The following is a 22,230-nucleotide window of genomic DNA, read 5'->3' on the forward strand; positions in this document are numbered from 1 at the left end:
GAGCACTTTTCCTTCACATCTCCCTGCCCAACTTGCGGGGAGGGAAGCTCAAATGGAAAATGACTACATCCCGCCGCGGTAATTCGGGGCCTCGCGCATGATGTCGACGTCGTGCACGTGGCTCTCGCGCAGGCCCGAGCCGGTGATGCGCAGGAACTGGCGGTTGGTCTGCATGCCCTTGATGTCGGGATTGCCGGTGTAGCCCATCGCGGCGCGCAGGCCGCCGACCAGCTGGTGGATGATGTTGCCGACGGGGCCCTTGTACGGCACGCGGCCCTCGATGCCCTCGGGCACCAGCTTCAGCGAGCTCTCGACTTCCTGCTGGAAGTAGCGGTCGGCCGAGCCGCGCGCCATGGCGCCGATCGAGCCCATGCCGCGGTAGGATTTGTAGGAGCGGCCCTGGTAGAGCAGCACTTCGCCCGGCGCTTCGTCGGTGCCCGCCAGCAGCGAGCCGATCATGGCGCAGTCGGCGCCGGCGGCGATCGCCTTGGCGAGGTCGCCCGAATATTTGATGCCGCCGTCGCCGATCGCCGGCACGCCGGCCGCACGACAGATCTCGGCGGCCTCGAGGATCGCGGTGAGCTGCGGCACGCCGACACCCGCCACCATGCGCGTGGTGCAGATCGAGCCCGGACCGATGCCGATCTTCACCGCGTCGGCGCCGGCGTCGATCAGCGCCTTGGCGCCCTCGGCGGTGGCGACGTTGCCGGCCATGACCTGGGTGTAGTTGCTGAGCTTCTTCACCCGCGTCACCGCGTCGAGCACGCCACGTGAATGGCCGTGCGCGGTGTCGACCACGATCACGTCGACACCGGCATCGATCAGCAGCTGCGCGCGATGCAGGCCGTCGTCGCCGACACCGGTCGCCGCGGCCGCGCGCAGGCGGCCCTTCTCGTCCTTGGCGGCGCCGGGAAACCGGTTGGCCTTCTCGATGTCCTTGACGGTGATCAGGCCGATGCAGCGATAGTCGCCGTCGACCACCACCAGCTTCTCGATGCGGCGTTGATGCAGGAGCTTCTTGGCCTCCTCCATCGTCACGCCTTCGCGCACGGTGACCAGCTTCTCGCTGGTCATCAGGGCGTGCACCGGCGTGGAGTTGTCGGTGGCGAAGCGCACGTCGCGATTGGTCAGGATGCCGGCCAGCTTGCCGCTGCCACGCTCGACGACCGGAATGCCGGAGATCTGGTGCGCGGCCATCAGCGCCAGCGCGTCGGCCAGCGTCTGCTCGGGGTGGATGGTGACGGGATTCACCACCATGCCCGATTCGAATTTCTTGACCTTGCGCACCTCGTTGGCCTGCGCCTCGGCATCGAGGTTCTTGTGAATGACGCCGATGCCGCCGGCCTGCGCCATGGCGATCGCCATGGGTGCTTCGGTGACGGTGTCCATCGCCGCCGACATCAACGGGATGCCGAGCTCGATGGTGCGCGTGAGCCGTGTGCGGGTGTCGGTCTGGGTGGGAAGCACCGACGAAGCAGCAGGCTTCAGGAGGACGTCATCGAATGTGAGCGCTTCCTGAAACAGCATGCCAACCTCCGGGAGGAGAAACAAAACGGCGGCCCCTTTGGGGGCCGCCGGGTTGGCGAGCCGTTATACACATTGCCGCGGACAAACCAAGCGAATTGGCGATGACGGCTTGTCCACAGAAGCTCAGATGCTGCCGAGGAAATCCCGTTTCCCGATCTCGACGCCGCACTGGCGCAAGATTGCGTAGCTGGTGGTGCAATGGAAATAGAAGTTCGACATCGCCATGTGCGTGAGATACTGCGCGCCCGTGAACGTCATCGGGTTGCCGCCGATGGTGAGCGTGATCTCGCGGGTTTCGCTGCCGTCGATCTGCTCGGGCTTGAAGCCCTCGATGAAGTCGAGCACCGCCTTGATGCGCGCGCGCAGCTCGGCGAGGGTCTTCTCGGCATTCTCCGGCGCCTTCGGCACCTCAGCGCCCGCCAGGCGGGCCACGCTCTCCTCGGCGAAGCGGCAGGCGATCTGCACCTGACGGCTGAACGGCAGCATGTCGGGGATCAGGCGCGTGCCCATGATGACGGCCTCGTCGACCTTCCTGGCAGCGGCCCAGGCAGAGCCCTTCTCGAGCACCTTGGAGATCGCGCCGAGCTGGCGCTGGTAGACGGGAACCGATGCTGCATACATGCCGAAAACCATGAGGAACTCCTCCTATTGGGACAGAAGGCGGCAAACCTATTCGCGGACGCGACGATTGCGTAGCTTGGAAATCGGTCTGCGCGAGGCGTATGGTGCCGCCGCTTTTTTGGCCACACCGCGAGAATGGAGATACCGTCGAAGATGAAGGGCGCATTCAAGAACGCCATCCTCGTAGCCGTCGTCCTGGTCGTCTGCGCCCTCCTCCTCGAAGTCATGACGCGCCTGTTCGTCGACGACGGCGTATCGTACGAGCTAGAGATGTGGAAGTACGCCACCGACGTGAAGGTGCGCGACCTGCGTCCCGACATGGGCCACAAGCACGGACCCGACCGAAATACGACGCTGATGAACGTCGGTGTACGGACCGAGTCGCACGGCTTCAGGGGACCGGCCATCGACGAGCGGGCAGCGCCCGGTGTCGCGCGCATCGCCTTCGTCGGCGATTCGACGACGATGGGCTGGGGCGTGGCCGAGAAGGACACCTTCGCGCACCAGGTGATCGAGAAACTCGTCAAGCAGGGCCGCAAGGTCGACGGCTTCAACGAGGGCGTCGGCAACTGGAACACGACGCAGGAACTCACCAACTTCGTCGACACCGGCCTGAAGATGAAGCCGGACATCGTCGTGCTGACCTACTTCATCAACGATGGCGAGCCGATGCCGACCTATCCGAAGGAGAGCTGGCTCGACCTGCACTCGGCGGCGTGGATCGTGCTGAACTACCGGCTCGATTCGCTGATCCGCCAGTTCGGCCCACGACCTGACTGGAAGCAGTACTACCGGAATCTTTACGAGGACAACGCGCCCGGCTGGAAGGCAACGCAGAAGGCAATCGCGGGCTTCGCCGAGGTGAGCCGCACGACGGGCGTCAAGATCGTGGTCTTCCACCTGCCCGAGCTCCGCGAATTGAAGCCCTATCCGTTCGCCGACGTCACCGCGAAGGTGAAGAAAGTCGTCGAGGAGAACGGCCTGCGCTTCGTCGACCTGCTGCCGACGGTCGAGAACATGGACCCAGCCAGCCTGTGGGTCACGGTCCCCGACCCGCATCCCAACGCCAAGGCGGATACGGCGTTTGCCGACGGCATGATCCGCGAGCTGCTGCCAATGCTGGACGAACTCTGCCGCACCGAGAGCAAGGGCTGCTGATCGGCGCCGGGACTTATTGAAAGATCATCGTCATACGCTGGAGACGCGTCACTCGAGTGACGCGTCTTCTCATGATCTTGCTGGGAGCGCGGGTCTCAGACCCGCTCGGAATCATGAGCGGGTCCGGAGACTGGCGCTCCCAGCATAAGATCACTTTCGGCGGAAGCCGGTGGCGACGACGTACATCTCCGCGGAATCGGCTCGGCTCGATTCCGGCTTCACGTGCCGCACCTTGGCGAAATCGCGTTTGAGGAGATCGAGCAGCGTGCGCTCGGTGCCGCCGCGCAGGACCTTGGCGACAAGGGTGCCGCCCGGTTTCAGTACCTGTGCAGCGAAGTCGTGCGCCGCCTCGGCCAAGCCCATGATTCGCAGATGGTCGATCTGCGAATCGCCGGTTGCCGAAGCGGCCATGTCGCTCAGCACCACATCGGCCGGTCCGCCGAGATGCTCCTGCAGCAGCGCCGGCGCATCGTCGTCGTAGAAATCCTTGGCGAGCACCGTGGCGCCGGCGATCGGCTCGACGGGGGTGATGTCGATACCGACCACCGCCCCGCCGCGCTCCGGCTTCGTCCGTTCCACCGCGACCTGGGTCCAGCCGCCCGGCGCGGCGCCGAGATCGACCACCCGCGCGCCCACCTTCAGGAACCGGAACTGGTCGTCGATCTGCAGCAGCTTGAAGGCAGCACGCGAGCGGTAGCCGCGCTTCTTGGCCTCCAGCACGTAAGGATCGTTGAGCTGGCGCTGCAGCCAGCGCTGCGAGGACGTCGTGCGGCCGCGCGCGGTCTTGACGCGCACGGTGGCTGCCCTGCCCGTCGGCCGACTTCCCTTGGGACCCTGGCTCATGGCGTCAGCAGGGGCGCTGGTGACGCGGATCGGATTCGCGATCGGCCTGCCGCATCAGGTCCATCAGCACGCCCTCGCGCAGGCCGCGATCGGCGACCCGCACCATCGGCGCCGGCCATTGCCGGCAGATGGCTTCGAGGATGGCGCCGCCGGCCAGCGCCAGGTCGGCGCGGTCGCTGCCGATGCAGGGCAGGGTCGTGAGCTCCGCGACCGAGAGCACGGAGAGCTGGTCGCAGATCCGCAGGATCGACTCGCGGCCTATGCGCGAACCGTCGACCATGGTGCGGTTGTAGCGCTTCAGCCCGAGATGATGGGCGCTGACGGTGGTGACCGTGCCGGACGCGCCGATCATCTGGACCTCACCCCGCGCGATCGCCCCTCCGATACCATGCCTGGCGCAGAACGGCTTCAACCCCGCCCGGATCCGCTCCACCATGTCGTCGTAGCAGGTGCGCGCGACCGGCTCGCCACGCGGCTGGCCGACGACGCAGGATTCGGTCAGCGTGACGACGCCCCACGGTACCGACATCATGTCGATCAACTCGATGGCCAGGCCGCCGCAGCCGCCGGACTTGCGTCCGATGCGCAGCCAGCTGACTTCGGTCGAGCCGCCGCCGATGTCGACCAGCAGCGCATGGGGAATATCCGGGTCGATGAGATTCTCGCAGCTCGCCACCGCAAGCCGCGCCTCCTCCGACGGCGGGATCACCTCGAAGCACAGGCCGGTGCGCGCCTTCACCAGGGCGAGGAAATCCTCGCCGTTGCAGGCGCGGCGGCAGGCCTCGGTGGCGATGTGCCGCGCGCGCGTGACGCGATTGCGCTCGATCTTGGCGGCGCAGACATCCAGCGCATCGAGCGTGCGATCGATTGCATCGCTGCACAGCGTCCCGCTCAACGCCACCCCCTCCCCCAGCCGGACCGGCCGGGAATAGGCGTCGATGACGTCGAAGCCTTCGACGGAGGCTCGCGCCACCAGGAGCCGGCAGTTGTTGGTGCCAAGGTCGATCGCCGCGAACGTGTGCGCAAAGCGCCCACTATGCCAGCCTCCCCTTGTCCCCTGCCGTGGCGTGGAGTCCATTGTAAGCTCTCGCTTCCCTGGACCAATGGTAACCGACACAAGCCCTGCAGCAAAGACCAGGATCGCGCATCCATGCGCCTCCGCGAAGAAAGCGGCGAGCGGCGCCTCGATCTCGGGTAGATCGTTCTGATGTTGCACTCGCGCGTCGACCCGGGAAGGCGTGATTCCGACGCGGCTCCAGCCAGCTCCGATCGACGAGTAAGTTGGGATTCACCGGGAAATCAATCGACCGACCCGGGCGTCGAGCCCTCGACGCCACCAGCAGGCCGCCGCCATCCGCATGATCTATCCACTGCCGACTGCCGCCTTCAACATCCCACGGCAAAGTGGCGGGTCGGACAATCCTTTTGGCGGCATTTCGGGAACTGCGAGCAAACTCTTGCAAAGACCGCCCGGCGTCGCTAAATCCACCCGCCTGCCCGGTGTTTCCGGCGCCCGATGGGGGATAGTTTAACGGTAGAACAACCGGCTCTGACCCGGTTAGTCTAGGTTCGAATCCTGGTCCCCCAGCCATTGTGGACGAGCCGAAGCCGCGAACGGTTCCGCCCTGCGCTATGCGATTCGGTTGTCGCGGAGACCGCTAATCGAATTGGAACTTGCGGACACCGGCTACGTGCGGGTGCCTGCAGATGCCTTCTGACTGACGAACTTTGTGCCGAATGCCATCGGCCAAACGACGTTTGAATTGGTGTTTGACATCCAATTGTCACCCGTGAGCACCAGAATCCTCGATCTTTCGACGAATTCGGCGCGCAATACTGTGCCGGATTCTCATTGGATCACGAAGAGCGAGAATCCCACGTACGGAACCTTCGTTTGGAGCTACCGCCGCGGCCTGGAACCAGTCGATCATCGGTTGACGCCCGATATACCGGCTTAGTCGACCGCGCCGCCAAAATAATTGTCGAGTGGGGTTCGCACCTCATCACGATGCCAACCGCGTCGGAGCCGGTTCGCGGCCCCATGGCAAAGCACGACCAGTTCGAATAGGCTCCACCCATGCACGTGATCAAGCCGTCCCTTCATTTGGCGATCGCCGGTGCGCTGGCGCTTTTCGCAACTCCCTGCATGGCGCAATCGAAATCGGCCGATTCAGACCCCGCCTTTCAACCGCCGCCAGTCTATAGCCCTCCCCCAGGCCAACCTTACAACTCGACAATCGGCAGCCAGTTTGGCTCGCCTTTTGGAAGCACGACAGGGACGCCGTTCGGATCGACCATCGGTCCTCCGCCGAGCACGTCCGCACCCGCAATTGGCAGTCCGAAAACCAACTAGCGCGGCGGCGGCACCCACTCGCCCCAGGGTGGCCGGTATGCCGGGGCAGGCGTGGCCACTGTTTGCAAAATGCGGTACAATGATTGGCAAAGATGTTGCTTGGCCGTCAGGAACATCCTTTTGGCAAAGGCCTCAGATCGCCCCAGCTTTCTAGTCTCTTTGGAAGGATGAGGTGAGAGTTTTTTGAGGCACCGTGGACGGCAGGTGCGCAAATAATGGGCTGATCGAGAGAGGAACCTAAACCTGGCTATGTGAGTTCCTTCGGCAGACAAGCAGACACTTGACCGTCGTTCGCAAGATGCCTGTTGCGGCTGCCGCGTGGGGGGATCGAGCTTCGCCGCGGAGGTCGTGGGGAACGGGACACAAAGAACAGGCCGAGTTTCCACGGAAGCAGATTGTGTCAATCCTCGAGAGGCCAAGGTAGGGCCGGTGCCAGCAACAGCAAAGCGTCGCAGTGAAATGCCATCGAGGTTGCGGACTGCAGGGTGGCCCTTTAGCTTAAGAGTCCACAGCGCCAGCGCAGCTGTGACCAAAGCTGGCCCTCTGCAGCACTCGTGACATTCGGAGCCTTGTCCACGAGATAAATGCACCATCATAGACACAGCGGAGCAACGCATCATTGGAGCCTCAGATTTGAGCGTGGAATGGATCTTTGGTCTAATGCTCGCGGTTTTTTGGGGTTAGGAACTCATGTCTGATTCTGGAAAATTGCGAGGCGTAGCTCTGGCTCAATCCCCGACCGATTCCGTCGCTCCAGGCGGAGAAACAGCCGCTCAAGGCGGAGAAACGGCAAGCTCGGCCGCCAGGTCGGAACGCATCCGGCGGCGGCGTCAACTCGCGCTGCTTGAGTCCGCCGACACGCAGTCGTCCGATGCAAACAGGTCTTCCTCGGCCGAAAGCGGCGGCTCGGTTCAGCCTGCTGCCGACGGCAGAAAAGAGCACGGGGGTCCGGCCACGGGAAGTGAAGCCTTCGCACCCGGGGCGGCTCGCGCGGCCAGACGGGCACGTTCGGCGGCGAGAGACGCGGCGGCTGGCCGAGTGATGCCCGGCGATGAAGGCGGCAAGACGCTCGCGAAAGCGGGCAACGAAGATCGGGCCAGTCCCACTCCACGACTCAGGCAGCCGCCCGCCGGCGATGCTGCGGAACTCCTCTACAAGATGCAAGTCGCGTCGCTGCCCAGACGTGGGCGGAAGCGCTCACATGCTGGACTTTTGTCGTTCTTGATCTGCGTGGTCCTTCCTACGGCACTGGTTGCGGTTTATTTCTTCGGCTACGCCAGCAATCAGTATGCGTCGGGCTTCAGATATACGGTGCGTGATGCGCAAATGGCCGCGTCAGGCATATCGAGCGGAGCAGCCGGCGGCGGGATGACATCTCTGATCGGGATGTCGGCGACGCCAAATCCCTCAGAAAATTACATGGTTGCCGATTTCGTCGCGAGCCGCCAAGCCATAGATGAGCTGCAAAAGCGGATCGATATCATCAGTCGCTACAGCAGTCCCGATATCGACTGGTGGGCGCGCTTCAACAAGGTCCGGCCGATAGAAAGATTTGTTTCCTATTGGCAGCGCATGATGACGGCAAGCTACGACCAGATCACGGGCTTGGGGAGCGTCGAAGTCCGGGCGTTCACACCGGAAGATGCCTATTTGATTGCCAACTCTCTTGCTCGCATGTCGGAAGAACTGATAAACGAGATCGCGATGCGTCCACAGCACGATGCGGTCGTCTTTGCAGAAGGCGAATTGAAGAAGGCTGAAGACCGCTTGCGCAATGTCCGCAATCAGATGACGGAGTTCAGAAACTCCGAGATGCTGATCGATCCTCAGTCCAGCATTGTGACCTCGAACGCCCTCATGGCGCAAACGCTTCGCGCAAACCTGATTCAGCTCCAGACCGAGTTCGGCTCCCTCCGGAGTCAGCAGTTGAGTGCCAATTCTTCGCTCGGCGCAAGCCTGCAGGCGCGCATCAAATCGACGACGGAGCAGTTGGCGAAGGTTGAATCTGAGGTAGCGAACGCCCGGGGGCTGGGGTCGAACAATCCCCTGTCGAAGGTCGTGGCGAAGTACGACGAATTGGAGCTCGAACGGCAATTTGCTCAAAACCAGACAATATCGGCCATGCAGAGTCTTGCCCAAGCAAAGGCCAACGCAATACAGCAGCACGTCTACGTGACGCCATATGTGAGACCCGCTCTGCCCCAGAGCTCGACGTATCCAGCGCGCTTCCTCTCCATCGGTGTCGCAGCCTTCGGATTTTTCCTGGTTTGGCTTGTCGGGCTGCTTTTGATCCGCTCCCTGCGAGAGCATCTGACTTAATGGCCACCCGCGAATTCATGTTAAGCGATCGGAAATTCCATGTTAAATGATCGGTATGGCAGATATGTAGTGCGGTCGACTCGACGTGGCTGTTCGCCTTTGTTGTTGAGCGCCTAGCAGAACGGCCCCGGACCCAGCAAATGACCGATGCCCTCCTCTCTTCTGGTCAGTCAGTCCCGACCGCTGGCGTTCCGGACGGCCCAGTCCCCGCTGAACCCTCGGATATCGTCAAGAACGGGAACTTTGCCGAGTGGCCTGCAGGGCGGGAATTCAAGCCGCGGACGCGTCGAAGCCGTTTGGCGCGTGATTGGTATCTCACCACCCAAACCGAGGCATCGGGAGCGGGAGCCCGTTGTGTCGAGATCGAAACCCAAGATCGCGTTCATCTGCCTGCTCTTGAAGTTTCGGGAGCCCAGGGATGGACACGAGTGGAAGCAGCGCTTGACGTGGACCGGCTTGCGGCGACACCGGTCAATCTCCTCAGCTTTACCGCCGCCGCCCGCTGGCCGGTCGAAAATCGCATCGTTGGCGTCAAGGGACTTGTCCGCAGTATTCAAATCCTCCGCCGCGTCGCCAGGGAAATAAAGGTTGTCACGACCGTTGCGTCGGACGTCGTCATCGACCAGAAACCCAGACGCCACACGATCGCCTTGAGCAGGGAATGCCGCGCATCCATTCAAGCGTCGGCGAATTCTGCCGAAAATTCAGAAGGCCAATCACTTTTCCTTGCCTTTACCTTCGACGCGACCTCAACGCCGTACCTGCTGACTGACGTCAAGCTGGAGAATCAGCGGAAAACGCTTTCGGCGCAGGACGATCTCCGGACGGTAGTCCGTCGCCTCATGGCGGAACGCATCGCCTTGAGAATGGCGACGGTACGGTTTGCGCGGGGCGCCGCCGAAGCGAAAAGCTTTCACGGGCTCGAAAGCATCGCTCGCAGCAAAGCCAAACTGTTGAGAGCAGATCTGCTGAAAGGCGATGGCGAGCGCCTCGTCCAGCGCCATTTCGAGCCAGATGAGGAAGGTCTGGACTTCATCATCGAGGATATATCGCTCTTAAGGGATCCGAACAGCCAGCCTGGCTTCGAGTTTGCACTCGACACGATCGCCGACACCGTGGCGCTGCGTCACATTGTTCAAGAAACCTTCCAGAAGCTCGCAGCCGCGGGGCCGCAGTGGCGCCAGATGATCGCCGATTCCCTGAAGAGCACCAAGCCGGACGTCAGGGATCAGCTGCACAAGTTCAGTCGTGCAGAGATCACGAGCATGGGAATCTACGAGCCGGCTTGTGGTCGCGACCTCGACCTCTACGTGCGGGTGTTGAAGCAACTGGCTCCTCCGGCAAAGCCTTCCTCACCGAGCACGACTTCGTCGAAAGCCGTCTCATCGAAAGGCGCTTCTTCAAATACCGTGGCCCGCCCGGAACAGAGCAAGGATCCCGCTGCAGCCAAGGGCACAAAGCGGAGCGTGCCCGGGGCACAACGGCCGTCGTTCGTCCGCAGCTCACGCTACGGGGCGTCCCTTCAGACGGCCGCGTGCTTCAATGATTACTTTTCTGTCCTTCGTGGCCAGATTTTGGGATTGGAACGCCAGGCTCTCCGGGAACGCAGCTGGCGCACGCGCGAGCTGCTGGCTCAAGTCGCCAGTGAGGGGGCGCTGGATTTCGAAGGATTGCTCGGGGTTTGCCAGCGTCTTTGCCGGACCCAGGCCGGCTCCAATCTAAGAGCCGCGATGGGTATCGCCGCCCCCAACTATCGCGCCCTCCTCTCGCTCGCGCGAGCGGTCGCGAACCAGGGCCTGGCGGAGGAAGATCCAAGGCACGCCCTGGACATTTACAGCGCAGTCCGCGCCACCGACGGCGCGGAGCTTCGCGAAATCGACTGGATCCAGCTGATCCTGCTGCATTTAAAGGCGGGCGACGTGGCGGCGGCCCAATCGGCGCTAGAATCGTCGGGGCTTCAACAGTCTCATCCCATCGAATTCGCCTTGCTTGCATCTAACGTCATCCGGGCCGGCGACCTTACCGTCCCCCCGAGAGAGCATTTGTACGCACTCAATCTCCTCTATCGCAAGAACGGCCTGGAGGATGTTCGCGTCACGAAGGCCGCCACGGCGTTCGGCGGTCTCGCCACCGGGCCGCTTGATCGGTTCATTGCCGACGGTCCGCTGGTCACCGTGCTGATGACGACATTCAACCCGGAAAAGGATCTGGACGTCGCCGTGCAAGCGGTTCTGGACCAATCCTGGCGGAACCTGGAATTGATAATCGTCGACGATTGCAGCACGCCGGAAAGCTTTGCGCACGTGAAACGATGGGAGCTCCAGGACCCGCGCGTGAAGGTTCTCCGCAACGACAAGAACATGGGTACTTACGCCTCCAAGAACAGAGGCCTGGACGTCGCCAGCGGCGAGTTCGTTACGTGCCATGATTCGGATGACTGGTCCCATCCGCGAAAGATCGAGTGTCAAGTCGAAGCGTTGGGGGACGAGGACATCGCGTGCTATTCGAATTGGGTACGCAGCTCGGCGATGCTGGAGTTCCAGATGTTCAGCGCCGCAGGATATCTGAACTATGAAAATCCGTCATCGCTGCTGTATCGTCGCCGATCCATCCTGGAAAAAATCGGATACTATGATTCCGTTCGTACCGGTGCGGATTCCGAGTTCAAGCACCGGATGGAACTCGCCTTCGGCAAGCAGAGCCTCGTCGCCATAGAGTTGCCGCTGGCATTCGGCCTCATGCACGACCAGGCGCTTACCGCAAATTCCCTGGGCCGCGGTTGGTTTTCACACGAGCGCAAAGTCTACAGAAGCGCCTGGCGGGCGTGGCACGACAAGATTTCCGGTGGTGAAGCGAGCCCCTACGTCCAGCTCGATCCGTCTTCCAGGGTATTCAGCATCCCCCTGTCCCTTTCACCCGACCGGCCGTCATTGGTGGAGGCAACGCCGGCACCGGCGCCGCGCCACTACAATGTCGTGATGATCAGCGACTTTCGAATGGCGGGCGGAAACACCGTCTCCACAATCGAAGAGATGAAGTGCCAGGTCGCCGCGGGAATCACGACGGCGATCTGCCAGGTCGGCGCATTCCGGAAAGGATTCCTGCACAAAGAGTTCATAGATCCGAAGGTGCAGGAACTGATTTCGGCAGGTGCTGTCGACTGGATCGATCTCGCGGACCAGGTGGAAGCAGACATATTGACCATTCGCTATCCCGGCGTTTTTCAGTTTGCAGAACGATTGAAGAGCGGCATACGGGCCAAGAGCGTTCGTGTCGTTCTCAACCAGCCACCGACGGAGAAGGATTCGCGGGATCGGCGCTACGATGTACGCACCGTTTCGGAAAATATCGATGCACTGTTCGGCGTCCCGCATTTCTGGGCGCCGATCGGACCGAGTGTCCGGGAAGCCGTGGAGCCGTTCATTCGCTCCCAGGACATGACGGAAACCGACTGGTTCAATATAATCGATCTCGATGAGTGGGGCGCCCCTCGCACCGCCTTTGTTTCCGACCGCCCGGTCATCGGTCGCCACTCGCGGGACGACTATACGAAATGGCCCGATCGGCTCGAGGATCTTTTCGGTGCCTATCCAGCACGCGCCGAGTTCGACGTCCGAATACTCGGTGGTATCGGATCCATAGCGGGCCTCGTCGGTGCCACCCCTCCGGAAAATTGGACGGTATATCCATTCAATTCAGTCCCTCCTCAGCAATTTCTGCAGGGTGTCGATTTCTTCGTGTTCTTTCACCATCCTCTGCGGGTCGAGGCGTTCGGGCGTACAGTAATCGAAGCCATGGCCTCGGGCTGTGTCGTCATCTTGCCACGAAGCTTCGAGCCCCTGTTCGGTGACAGCGTGACCTATTGCGAGCCCCAGGATGTCGGCTCGGTTGTGAGCTCCATCTACGATGCACCCGATCTCTTTCAGCAACTGAGCCGCCGGGGCTTCGAGTTCGTTCGCGATCACTTCAGCTATGGCGCCCACGTCGCACGCTTGAAGCAATTGGGTCTTACTGTGCTAAGTGATTCGAGTTCTGTTTGGGGGAGTAAGCATGGCAAGGACGATCAAGGGTAACTTCTATGAAGAAACTGGCCGATACAGGGCTGGTGTACGGCAGGTCCGCGACTATCTTAAGCGCGACATGGCTCGAATCGAGGGCTATCTGACGCCGAGAGATGCCATGTATATGGCTTTCGTAGACGATGTGCAGCGAGCGAACGACATCGGAGGCGACTTGCTCGATATCGGTGTCTGGAGAGGCCGGGTAACGTTTCTGTTGGCAAACATGGCCAGGTCGAATGAGAAGGTCTTCGCCGTCGACCTATTCGACTTGCGCGAGCCGACCCACAAGCAATACAATGATCCAGCCGTCTTCCAGAATAATCTTTCCGAACTCAAGCTCGTCGATAAGGTCCAGATCATAAAGGCACATACGGTTGCTGACCGTTCTACGATCCTCAGCGCCATCGGCGACAGTCGCCCGCGGTTTGTCTACATTGATGGAGGACATGACTACGCCACCTGCCGTAATGACGTTGCGTTGGCGTTGGACATGGTCTCGTCCCAAGGAGTGGTAGTCTGCAACGACTATCTTTCGCCTACTCATCCAGCAGTTACGGAGGCAGTCGTCGAAGAGGTCAAAAGCCGCGGAGACGCGTTTTGCGCCTTCATGATCGATTCGAAGCGACTTTGGCTCTGCCCTTCAAATATGTACAAGCTCTATTATTCAGAGACCACATCCATGTTTTCCAACGTGACCAGATCTCCTCAAATTTTTGGACGCAGAGCGCGGCTCGTAATGCGAGACAAAAAGGCCGCCAGGGACAATGCCGTGATGGATTGATTCCAAGAAGCAAAACTGCATTTGACTTCCCGGGAAGGCGAGCTTGTGACGCCGTTCCCGCCTTCCGGGATCGTCTTAAAGCTGCTGGAGAGGAAACGCAATAAATGCAGGTGGTGTTCGCCATCCCGCTGAAGTGTCCGCAGAACGAAGAAGAGCGCCTGCGGATCGATCTACTCTTGGAACTTACGCTGGAATCCGTCGCCCGCCAGACGAGCCGCGACTACATGGCCGTCGTGTGCGGTCACGTCCGCCCTGAGCGGGCGCTCGCGCGTCATCCTAACGTGATCTGGCTCGAAGTTACTTATACACCGCCAACGTCCAGTCAGGAATTCCGCGCCGACAAGCATCGCAAGCGGCTGGTCATCGCCCGACATGTTCAGCACCTGGCCCCACTCTATTATATGGCCCTGGATGCTGACGATCTCATCCATCGCAAATGCGTAGAGCACGTTCTCACAAAAAGCAACAACGCCGGTTTTTACGTGAACGAGGGTTATGCCCTGGATTTTCGAAGCGGCTTCATTGCCCCGATTCCGGGCGTCTGGAACTCACCCTTCCACAAAATATGCGGCAGCAGTGGAATAGTCTATTTGGAACCCCAAGACTTTCCGCAAGGTGACGGCGAGAACGACACGTCTCTGTTCACCAAGACGCAATCGCACACGCGACTTTTGGACAATACGACCAAATCGAATAGGATTCTCGCTCCTCTTCCATTTCGAGGTGCCGTATATGTCGTCAACAACGGCATCAATATCTCTTACGAGATCATTGGAGAGAAGAGGATGCATGTTGTACAACGCATTACCGAGCTTCGAATCCCCGCCTCCACTCCGGCCCTTCATCGTTACACGAATCCAGAGTTATTCAATGAAATTCGAAAGAACCCCGTGTTCCGGAATTTAGGTACTTAGGCCGAGCGCGAATCGAGCGGCCTGGGCCTGCAGTGCCCTCCGCCTCAGGCCATGACCTGCAGGTCGACATCACGGGGCCGATCGCCATGTCGAGGATGTGGGCATGGCCCATGTCCGTCGGCTACACATAAGGAACAATGGATCGGTCGGCGCCCCATCGCGCCGCTGACTTCGAAATTGAAGCTCGGCTTAACCTTTGCGCCCGTGCAACACAGCATCCTGCGCAATTACGCCGCTGCTCCTATTCTTCGGACACCTATCAGCGTGCACGCGTAACCAGCGCGGGTGGAAAAAACTCACGCCAACATCTGTCCGGCACGATTTCCCCTAATGGCCGCGCCACAACCTACAAGAAAATCGTTCCCTGGGCCCCTGCTTTCTTGCGCTTTCCAAACGCACGAATAAGCTCGTCCTTCCTCATCGGATCGACAAACGGGCAGCTATCGATAAGAGCACGAAATCGAATTAACGGTTCTGTCGGCATGGCCGGGCAATTCCGGAAATCGACAATTCCGTCCGGACCGACAACCGCAGGCTCGACCTCATTGAAACCGATTGAGGCGTAATAATCGAAGAACTTGAAATCGTCGCCTTTTGGAAGATCGCTGGCTTTGAGCCAATACCCGGGAATTCCATAAGAATGAGCACAGATCAAACCGTGAAGAGAGCTCGATATGATCGCCCGACAAGACTTGATCTGATCAACGACGGTCTTCAGACCGGAACAAATATCAATATTTATGGAAGTCGCACCTTGGGGAGGCTTCACCGGTTCAAGTGCATTATTCGACTCTCTGAAATGCTGAACAATCCCAAAGTCATGAACAGCTTCCACCTTGGGATTGTAAATCATCGGATACAATACTGCAGGATCCCCGTAGATCTCCGGGCAGCCAATACCCAATTCTAGGAGGCGCGCCCTGGACCGCGGCCCTCGAACTGCGCAAATCATCGACGCCGCTTCCGAGGGGACAACGACACCGTCCATGAACCCCATACCCCAAATGACGTGGTAGGATTTCATGGAGCCAAGGCCGCTGCCGATGACCCGATAAACTGGACGGCCCGCCCACCCCTTCACATCACGCACATGAACCACGGGGCGACCCGAAAGGCTGTGCATGAGATGCCCATTCAGCAGATCGCCCCAGTTGTTTCCAACTTTTCCGCCCCTCGCCCAGGAACCGACGACGACACTGCTGTCAATGTACATACTATTCCCCAAGCATTGCGAATGCGATCAGATGAGAGTGATGCGGCGGGGATCACAAAAATCCTCAGCGAGATATGACCTGAAGGGGTCCAACGCGCAACCGAAAAGATTCACCAAGGCGGCGCTCAACTTACCATTCGCGCAGCCCCTCATACCTGATAAACCTCAAACGCAAACAAAACCGGAACCAGATGCAGTTCCATGTCGATGCCTGGCGAGTTGCATCCGGGCACTGCCGAAAAATGAAACCGAGGGCGGTGCAAGTCGCTGGCGCCAGGTGATGCAGTTCTGTTGTCGCTCGACGTCGAGAACAATTCTTGCATCATTGGAGCAAATCTTGCGTCCTCGGCGTCGGGAAATCTGTCATATTGACACGACAGCAGGACAATGACTATTTCCCAAGCAGTCCTGATACATCAGACGGGAATGGTGATGATCGCCGCGCGACCCCTTCGAAAGGACTACCTTACAGCGCTGAAGAATTGGGGCCAGGTGATCACTTACCTGATGGTCCTTGAAACAGGTGCGCGTTTTCGCGGAAGCCGAATGGCGGCGATATTTGCGTTCTGCGAGCCGCTGCTGCTCGTCTTGCTGCTCGTGCTGATGCGAGGCGTATTCAGGGGCCGCTTTCCCGAATATGGGACATCCGTCTGGGTTTTCTATTCATCCGGCGTATTCCCTTATTATATGTTCCTGCGTGTTTCGGCCCGAACGCGAGTGCAATACGAGGCCGCGAGGCGGTTGCCGCGCGTAAGCAGTACCGAGCTGGTTATCGCCTCGTCAGCATCGGAAGCAGCGATCATAGTTGCCAGCGCACTCGTTTGGTTCGTCATTTTGTGGCTCTGCGGGCAACAAGAAGCGGTTCCGACTTCGTTGGGCATTTGCCTGGCGGCCTGCTTCTTCCTTATAATGCTCGGGGTTGGGGTCGGCTTGATAAATTCGGTTGTGTATCGACGATTTACTATTTGGAAATACATATACCCCCGATTCAGCCGCTTTCTCATGCTCATGTCGGGCATTTATTGGGTGGTCGACCTGATGCCACCTTATTTGAGGAGCATCGTTGTCTGGTTTCCGACTGCTCACGCCATAGAGTGGTTTCGCCTGGGACTTTATGGCCGATATCCCATCCACACTCTCGATGTGGGTTACCTCATTGGATGTTCGGTCGGCGCTCTTTTCCTTGGCATCTTGGTCCACTATTCTACGCTACGCTACGTCAGGTAGCCCGACGAGGTTGAGCGGTGATCGTCTTCCACTCGGTAACCAAGATTGTTGGCAAGGCATCGCAAAAGCGGACCGTCCTGGATAACGTGAATTGGCTGATCCCGCGGCGGGCGCAATATGTGATCCTTGGACACCCTGGTTCCGGCAAGACCACACTTCTCCATGTCATGAGCGGAATCAAACCTCCGACGTCGGGGTGGGTGGAGCGTCGGGGGGTCCTTTCGCCGCCAGTCGACCTTATGCGTTCGGCTCGCGGCTCGGTGGTTGGAAAGCAACTGGTTCGCCGTCTGGCGACGGTCTTTCACGTTGAGCCATCCCACTTGGAGGCCTTCATTGTCGAATTTGTCGGCATAAAGGAGGTGATGAGCATACCTCTCGTTTCATTGCCGCGACAGGTTCGACAGCTTTTTTCTTACGGATTGTACTATGGTCTCCCGTGCGACTATTACCTGTTTGACTCTAGAATTCCCACAGGGAAGGGAGTGGTGCGGGAGCGCGTTACAGAGGTGTTTGAACGGCGACGCCGCGAATCAGGCATGATATTTGCCACATCAAGCGCTCGTGCCGCACGTGAATTCGGCGGAAAAGGCGTTGTGCTGCATGAAGGGCAGATTTTTCTCTTCGATTCGTTGGAAGATGCTATCGCCCTGTTTGAGAGACTGCCGGCGGAGCCAGTAGACCCTTATAGAAGAGGGGTAGTGGAAGAGCAGAGCGAGCCCAATGAAGACGACGATTTCTTGATCTAATTCGGGTTTGGTCTAGCCTGTCTTCAATTCGGCGGAGAATGTGCGTAATAGCGGAATCCGCTCGGTCCAGATTTTGAATCGATCTTGCGTTGTCGGCGTCGATGCTGCTTGTTCGCTGGCTCGACCTGCTCAAGGCCTGTCGAAACTCATGCTGACAGTTGGGTGCCGGGAGCTGACTGATACGTCGCTACGCCATTCGCGATGACCAATGGGACAGTATCAAGGACATCCTGCCGGAACGTGCGGCTCATGTCGGGCTGAAGTGGACCCAACTGTATGTATCTCAATGCCTACGTGCCGCACCTGCAGACGGCGGGAGCGGTGGCGGGCTACTTGAGGAAACATCACGGCCAGCGCTTCGCGTCGACGGCTGCGGTGGCGCCCATGACGACGGCGTTCGTCGCGGCGATCGAGCAGTTCGTGGCCGACCACGGCGTCGACCTGGTGATGGTCGTACAATGCCAAGCTCTGCATCAACGGCCACGAATATCTCAAGCGCCAGCTCGCCCGCCGCGCCGTGGCGTTCGAGGCGCTCGACGGCATCAAGTCCTGCGCCGACCCCAAGCTGATGCAGCGGCTGACCGAGCGGCTTTCGGCGGCCAAGATCGATCACACCCGCTCGCCGGTGCTGCCGGACGTGCCTGCCATAGCCGAGGTCCTGCCCGGCTACGAATTCAGCGCCTGGTACGGGCTGGGCGCGCCGAAGGCCACGCCGCCCGATGTCGTCGATCTGCTGAACAGGGAGGTCAGCGCGGCGCTTGCCGATCCGCCGTTCAGCGCCCAGCTCGCCGAGCTCGGTGGCACGCCCCTCCCCGGTTCTCCGGCCGATTTCGCTCGCCTGATCGCTGCCGACACCGACAGGATCGGCAAGGTCATCAAGGCCGCCAGCCTCGTGCTCGAACAGGTCTTCCTTTATGCGCGGTCCGGAAGATCATGAAGGATTGAGGCGCCAGATCGTGACGTTCAGCAGCGTCGCAAAAGCAACCCATAGCGCATAGGGCACCAGCAGTGCCGCGGCGAGGCCGTCGATCCGGCGGAACAGGAACATGGTTCCCAGAATGGCCGCTTCGAGCGCAACGATCACGACAACCGCGGCGCCGATCGCGTGCAGTCCGAAGAAGACGACGCTCCAGCCGAGATTGAGCGCGAGCTGGAGGGCGAACAGGGTCAGGGGCCCGCGCGCCCTGTCGCCCCACGCCTCGAGCCATACCCGCCAGGCGGCGACGCCCATCATCACATAGAGGACCGTCCAGACCGGACCGAACAGCCAGTTCGGCGGGGTGAACGACGGCTTGGTCAGCGTCGGGTACCAGTCCTTGACGCTGCCGGCCGTCACCCAGCCGCCCAGCGCGCCGACCATGAGGCACAGGCCGACGCAGACCACGAGGGCCGCGATACGCCTCATGACAGCAGGCTCGCGCCGACATTGATCATGAGGGCGAGGATCGCCGTGTTGAAGGCGAAGGCAATGACGCCGTGGGCCAGGCTGACCAGGCGCATGTCGCGCGAGGTCGTCGCGACGTCGGCGGTCTGGGCCGCACAGCCGATGACGAACGAATAGTAGAGGAAGTCGCGATAATCCGGCGGCTCGTCGCCCGGAAAGGCCAGGCCGCCGGGCACGCCGCCCTTGCGCGGTCGGTAATAGAGATTGGCATAGTGCAGCGTGAAGATAACGTGCGTGAAAGTCCAGGCGAGCGCCACGGTGAGGCCGGTAATGACCAGGCTGATCACGGCGGGCGCCTCCCCGGACTTGATCGCCGCCAGCTCGGCGAAGATCGCGACAAAGCTCGCCGCTGCGCTGCCGACCACGAGGGTCACGATCACCCAGTCGCTTTCGTCGTAAAGCGCTGCCCGGGCGTGACAGGTCTCGACCGTGGAACGGGCGACCATCAGCAAGGCGAAAGCGACATAGATGAAGGCCGTCAGGTCCCAGCCCAGCAGGAAGCGCGTCGCGCCCCGGGTCGTGGGCGGCAGGACCATGGCGAGGGCGATACCGGCGGCGATCGCCACCAGCAGCCGGCGCCGGGCGACGAGAAACCTGCCGAATCGAGAACGAACCGCGACTGGATGGATCAATTTGTCAGTCCTTTTGGAAGACCAACACGAAAGTGTATGATTGCAGACCTCAATTCATCTCCCCGCCCTTGCCGGTCCTGTGTATGAACGCTAAACACACGCCGTCATTTTGTCGCAAGCGGCGCGGGGGGAAAAGCAGCATGGCGACGAAGAAAAAGACCACTTCGGCGTCGCGGCCCGCCCCGAAATCGGCTGCAAAACAGCTCAACGGTCATGCACCTGACAGTCGGTCGACGGGCACCGTGGAAGCGCGCGACACTGCCCGGCTGCTGCTCGAGATCGAGGCCATCCATTGCCGGCCAGACAATCCCTACATATTCACCTCCGGCCGGGCCAGCCCGGTCTATATCGACTGCCGCAAGATCATCTCCTTCCCGGAGGCGCGTGCCAAGATCATGCAGCACGCCTTCAAGAGCATCGAGCGCGACATCGGCTGGAGCAAGATCGACGTGGTGGCCGGTGGCGAGACGGCGGGCATTCCCTTCGCCGCCTTCCTCGCGGCCCTCGCCAAGAAACCGATGGTATACGTGCGCAAGCAGCCCAAGGGCTTCGGCCGCATGGCGCAGATCGAAGGCGACCTCAAGCCGAACAAGCGCGTACTGCTGGTCGAGGATCTCGCGACCGACGGCGGCAGCAAGCTGGTCTTCATCGACGCGCTGAACAAGGCCGATGCCAAGGTCACCGACTGCTTCGTTGTCTTCCACTACGGCATCTTCCCGCAGAGCATCGAAACACTGGCGCTCGCGGGGGTGAAGCTGCATGCGCTCGCGACCTGGTGGGATGCGCTCGAGGCGGCGCAGAAGGGCAAGTATTTCGACGAGAAGGGCCTCGCCGAAACCCGCGCCTTCCTGGAGGCGCCGGAGAAATGGTCGGCGAGCCATGGCGGCCGTCACCCTGCGTCGCGCCCGAGCCTCGGCCGGTAAAGCGCATATCTTGTGGCGCCGACCGCAGATCAATTTATCGCACACTCCACGCTAATTAATTCGCTACTTTCCCGGTGCCCAGTAGAGTAGCCACGTCATTGACGGGATTGATTGCATGCTTCGGCGCAGGTTCCTTGCCCTCGGGACGGCCGCCGGCCTCCTGGGCGGTGGCGCAAGCTCGTTCGCGCAGGCCGATCCCCTGCCCTCGTGGAACGATGGCGCCGCTAAGAAGGCGATCCTCGACTTCGTTTCGCGCACGACGGCCGCAGGCAGCGCCGACTTCGTACCGGTCGACCAGCGTATCGCGACGTTCGACAATGACGGCACGCTGTGGACCGAGCAGCCGATCTACTTCCAGTTCGCCTTCGCGATCGACCAGATAAAGGCGCTGGCGCCGCAGCATCCCGAATGGAAGGACCAGGAGCCGTTCAAGTCGGCGCTGGCCGACGACATTCCCGGCATCGTGGCGACCGGCAACAAGGGCCTGCTTGAGATCATGGCCGCCACCCACACAGGCATGATCACGGAGGAGTTCAGCAGGACCGTCCTGGAGTGGATCACCACGGCGCAGCATCCGCGCTTCAAGCGGCCCTATATCGAGCTGGTCTATCAGCCGATGCTCGAGCTGATGACGTTCCTGCGCGCCAACCAGTTCAAGACCTTCATCGCGTCGGGCGGCGGCATCGAGTTCATGCGGCCGTGGACCGAGAAGGTCTACGGCATCCCGCCCGAGCAGGTGGTCGGCTCCTCCGGCATGGTCAAGTTCGAGCTGCGCGACGGCAAGCCGGTGCTGATCAAGGAGCCCAAGGTCGAGTTCATCGACGACGGGCCGGGCAAGCCGGTCGGCATCAACCGCTTCATCGGCCGCCGCCCCGTCTTCGCCTTCGGCAATTCCGACGGCGATCAGCAGATGCTGGAATACACCGCGGGCGGTGACGGCCTGCGCTTCATGGGCCTTGTCCATCACACCGACGCCGTGCGCGAATATGCCTATGACCGGCAATCGCACATCGGCAAGCTCGACAAGGCGCTCGACGAAGCCGTCCAACGCAAGTGGACCGTGGTCGACATGAAGGCCGATTGGAAAACGATCTATCCCTTCGAGAGGAAATGATGCGCAAGACCCTTCTCCTGCTCACCTTGCTCGCCGCGCCGGCGGCAGCGCAGATGCCCGATGGCACCTACACCTTCAACCTGCTGCCCGATCCCAACAACATGACTTCCTGCATCGGGCTCGAGCCTTCGTTCGAGATGCCGTTCACGCTTGTCATGGCCGGCGGCAGCGGCACGCTCACGTCGTCCGGCGGGATCAGCCTCAAGATGACCCCGTCGGCGCCCGACCAGATCCACGGCGTCTTCGAGCTCTCCCTGCAGCGCTTCGATTACACGGTAAGTCTTGCAACCAAGACCCTGTCGGTCGTCGGCAACAATCTCGGCTGCAAGTTCACCGGCCCGGCGAGCTAGCAGC

At 60.8% G+C, this 22,230-nt stretch carries 18 protein-coding genes and 1 tRNA gene; 12 read left to right on the top strand and 7 right to left on the bottom strand.

Translation table 11 applies throughout. From position 1 onward, the window contains the following. Nucleotides 1-63 precede the first annotated feature (63 nt). Nucleotides 64-1,527 carry an IMP dehydrogenase gene (guaB, locus tag ACQY8M_RS28690; protein WP_428663085.1) on the bottom strand — a complete coding sequence of 488 codons (1,464 nt, stop codon included), beginning with the start codon at nucleotides 1,525-1,527 and terminating at the stop codon, nucleotides 64-66. 123 nt (nucleotides 1,528-1,650) lie between these two features. Continuing rightward, nucleotides 1,651-2,160, bottom strand: coding sequence for a DUF1993 domain-containing protein (locus tag ACQY8M_RS28695; RefSeq protein ID WP_428663087.1), 510 nt, complete (start codon nucleotides 2,158-2,160; stop codon nucleotides 1,651-1,653). Nucleotides 2,161-2,301: 141 nt separating this feature from the next. Here ACQY8M_RS28695 and ACQY8M_RS28700 point away from each other — a divergent pair, with 141 nt between their 5' ends. Continuing rightward, on the top strand, nucleotides 2,302-3,306 hold the full coding sequence (locus tag ACQY8M_RS28700) for an SGNH/GDSL hydrolase family protein (RefSeq protein WP_428663089.1): 1,005 nt from the start codon (nucleotides 2,302-2,304) through the stop codon (nucleotides 3,304-3,306). A 150-nt stretch (nucleotides 3,307-3,456) separates the two neighbouring features. Here the strand turns inward: ACQY8M_RS28700 and ACQY8M_RS28705 are convergent, their stop codons facing one another. After that, a complete protein-coding gene (locus tag ACQY8M_RS28705; protein ID WP_428663092.1) occupies nucleotides 3,457-4,149 on the bottom strand; it encodes an RlmE family RNA methyltransferase in 693 nt (230 codons plus the stop codon). 4 nt (nucleotides 4,150-4,153) lie between these two features. Next, nucleotides 4,154-5,227: a Ppx/GppA phosphatase family protein gene (locus tag ACQY8M_RS28710; protein ID WP_428663095.1), complete on the bottom strand. Its 1,074-nt coding sequence runs from the start codon at nucleotides 5,225-5,227 to the stop codon at nucleotides 4,154-4,156. A gap of 439 nt (nucleotides 5,228-5,666) precedes the next feature. Here ACQY8M_RS28710 and ACQY8M_RS28715 point away from each other — a divergent pair. The 5 genes from ACQY8M_RS28715 to ACQY8M_RS28735 all read left to right on the top strand — a co-directional run bounded on the left by ACQY8M_RS28715 (nucleotide 5,667) and on the right by ACQY8M_RS28735 (nucleotide 14,577). Continuing rightward, a tRNA-Gln gene (locus ACQY8M_RS28715) sits at nucleotides 5,667-5,740 on the top strand. Between the two features lie 1,452 nt (nucleotides 5,741-7,192). Then, a complete protein-coding gene (locus ACQY8M_RS28720; RefSeq protein WP_428663097.1) occupies nucleotides 7,193-8,821 on the top strand; it encodes a hypothetical protein in 1,629 nt (542 codons plus the stop codon). Between the two features lie 140 nt (nucleotides 8,822-8,961). Then, entirely contained in the window at nucleotides 8,962-12,894 is a 3,933-nt protein-coding gene (locus tag ACQY8M_RS28725) for a glycosyltransferase (RefSeq protein WP_428663100.1), read from the top strand. Next, a complete protein-coding gene (locus tag ACQY8M_RS28730) occupies nucleotides 12,872-13,663 on the top strand; it encodes a class I SAM-dependent methyltransferase (RefSeq protein ID WP_428663103.1) in 792 nt (263 codons plus the stop codon). The genes ACQY8M_RS28725 and ACQY8M_RS28730 overlap by 23 nt, the downstream gene beginning before the upstream one ends. Before the next feature lie 104 nt (nucleotides 13,664-13,767). Then, nucleotides 13,768-14,577, top strand: coding sequence for a hypothetical protein (locus ACQY8M_RS28735; protein ID WP_428663105.1), 810 nt, complete (start codon nucleotides 13,768-13,770; stop codon nucleotides 14,575-14,577). Nucleotides 14,578-14,923: 346 nt separating this feature from the next. On the opposite strand, the gene ACQY8M_RS28740 is transcribed toward ACQY8M_RS28735, so the two are convergent. Then, nucleotides 14,924-15,790 carry a polysaccharide pyruvyl transferase family protein gene (locus ACQY8M_RS28740; protein WP_428663108.1) on the bottom strand — a complete coding sequence of 289 codons (867 nt, stop codon included), beginning with the start codon at nucleotides 15,788-15,790 and terminating at the stop codon, nucleotides 14,924-14,926. Nucleotides 15,791-16,216: 426 nt separating this feature from the next. Between ACQY8M_RS28740 and ACQY8M_RS28745 the strand changes: the two genes are divergently transcribed. The 3 genes from ACQY8M_RS28745 (at nucleotide 16,217) to ACQY8M_RS28755 (ending at nucleotide 18,700) form a co-directional block, all read left to right on the top strand. Next, nucleotides 16,217-17,017 carry an ABC transporter permease gene (locus tag ACQY8M_RS28745; protein WP_428663110.1) on the top strand — a complete coding sequence of 267 codons (801 nt, stop codon included), beginning with the start codon at nucleotides 16,217-16,219 and terminating at the stop codon, nucleotides 17,015-17,017. Nucleotides 17,018-17,034: 17 nt separating this feature from the next. Further along, nucleotides 17,035-17,763 carry an ATP-binding cassette domain-containing protein gene (locus ACQY8M_RS28750; protein WP_428663113.1) on the top strand — a complete coding sequence of 243 codons (729 nt, stop codon included), beginning with the start codon at nucleotides 17,035-17,037 and terminating at the stop codon, nucleotides 17,761-17,763. Between the two features lie 517 nt (nucleotides 17,764-18,280). Then, the gene (locus ACQY8M_RS28755) at nucleotides 18,281-18,700 is read left to right on the top strand and encodes a tripartite tricarboxylate transporter substrate-binding protein (protein ID WP_428663115.1); all 420 of its coding nucleotides are present in this window, start codon (nucleotides 18,281-18,283) and stop codon (nucleotides 18,698-18,700) included. Here the strand turns inward: ACQY8M_RS28755 and ACQY8M_RS28760 are convergent. Beyond that, nucleotides 18,695-19,168, bottom strand: coding sequence for a TspO/MBR family protein (locus ACQY8M_RS28760; protein ID WP_428663118.1), 474 nt, complete (start codon nucleotides 19,166-19,168; stop codon nucleotides 18,695-18,697). The two genes, ACQY8M_RS28755 and ACQY8M_RS28760, sit on opposite strands and share 6 nt — an antisense overlap. Then, entirely contained in the window at nucleotides 19,165-19,839 is a 675-nt protein-coding gene (locus ACQY8M_RS28765; RefSeq protein ID WP_428663121.1) for a DUF1345 domain-containing protein, read from the bottom strand. Before ACQY8M_RS28765 ends, ACQY8M_RS28760 begins: the two co-directional genes overlap by 4 nt. A gap of 140 nt (nucleotides 19,840-19,979) precedes the next feature. Between ACQY8M_RS28765 and ACQY8M_RS28770 the strand changes: the two genes are divergently transcribed. From ACQY8M_RS28770 to ACQY8M_RS28780, 3 genes are all read left to right on the top strand, one after another. Beyond that, nucleotides 19,980-20,762, top strand: a complete 783-nt coding sequence (locus tag ACQY8M_RS28770; RefSeq protein ID WP_428663123.1) for an orotate phosphoribosyltransferase — start codon at nucleotides 19,980-19,982, stop codon at nucleotides 20,760-20,762. Nucleotides 20,763-20,877: 115 nt separating this feature from the next. After that, on the top strand, nucleotides 20,878-21,876 hold the full coding sequence (locus ACQY8M_RS28775) for an HAD family hydrolase (protein ID WP_428663126.1): 999 nt from the start codon (nucleotides 20,878-20,880) through the stop codon (nucleotides 21,874-21,876). Continuing rightward, a complete protein-coding gene (locus tag ACQY8M_RS28780; protein ID WP_428663129.1) occupies nucleotides 21,876-22,226 on the top strand; it encodes a hypothetical protein in 351 nt (116 codons plus the stop codon). Before ACQY8M_RS28775 ends, ACQY8M_RS28780 begins: the two co-directional genes overlap by 1 nt. The last annotated feature ends 4 nt before the right edge of the window (nucleotides 22,227-22,230 follow it).

It is taken from the genome of Reyranella sp. (assembly GCF_965279465.1).
Taxonomy (GTDB): Bacteria; Pseudomonadota; Alphaproteobacteria; order Reyranellales; family Reyranellaceae; genus Reyranella.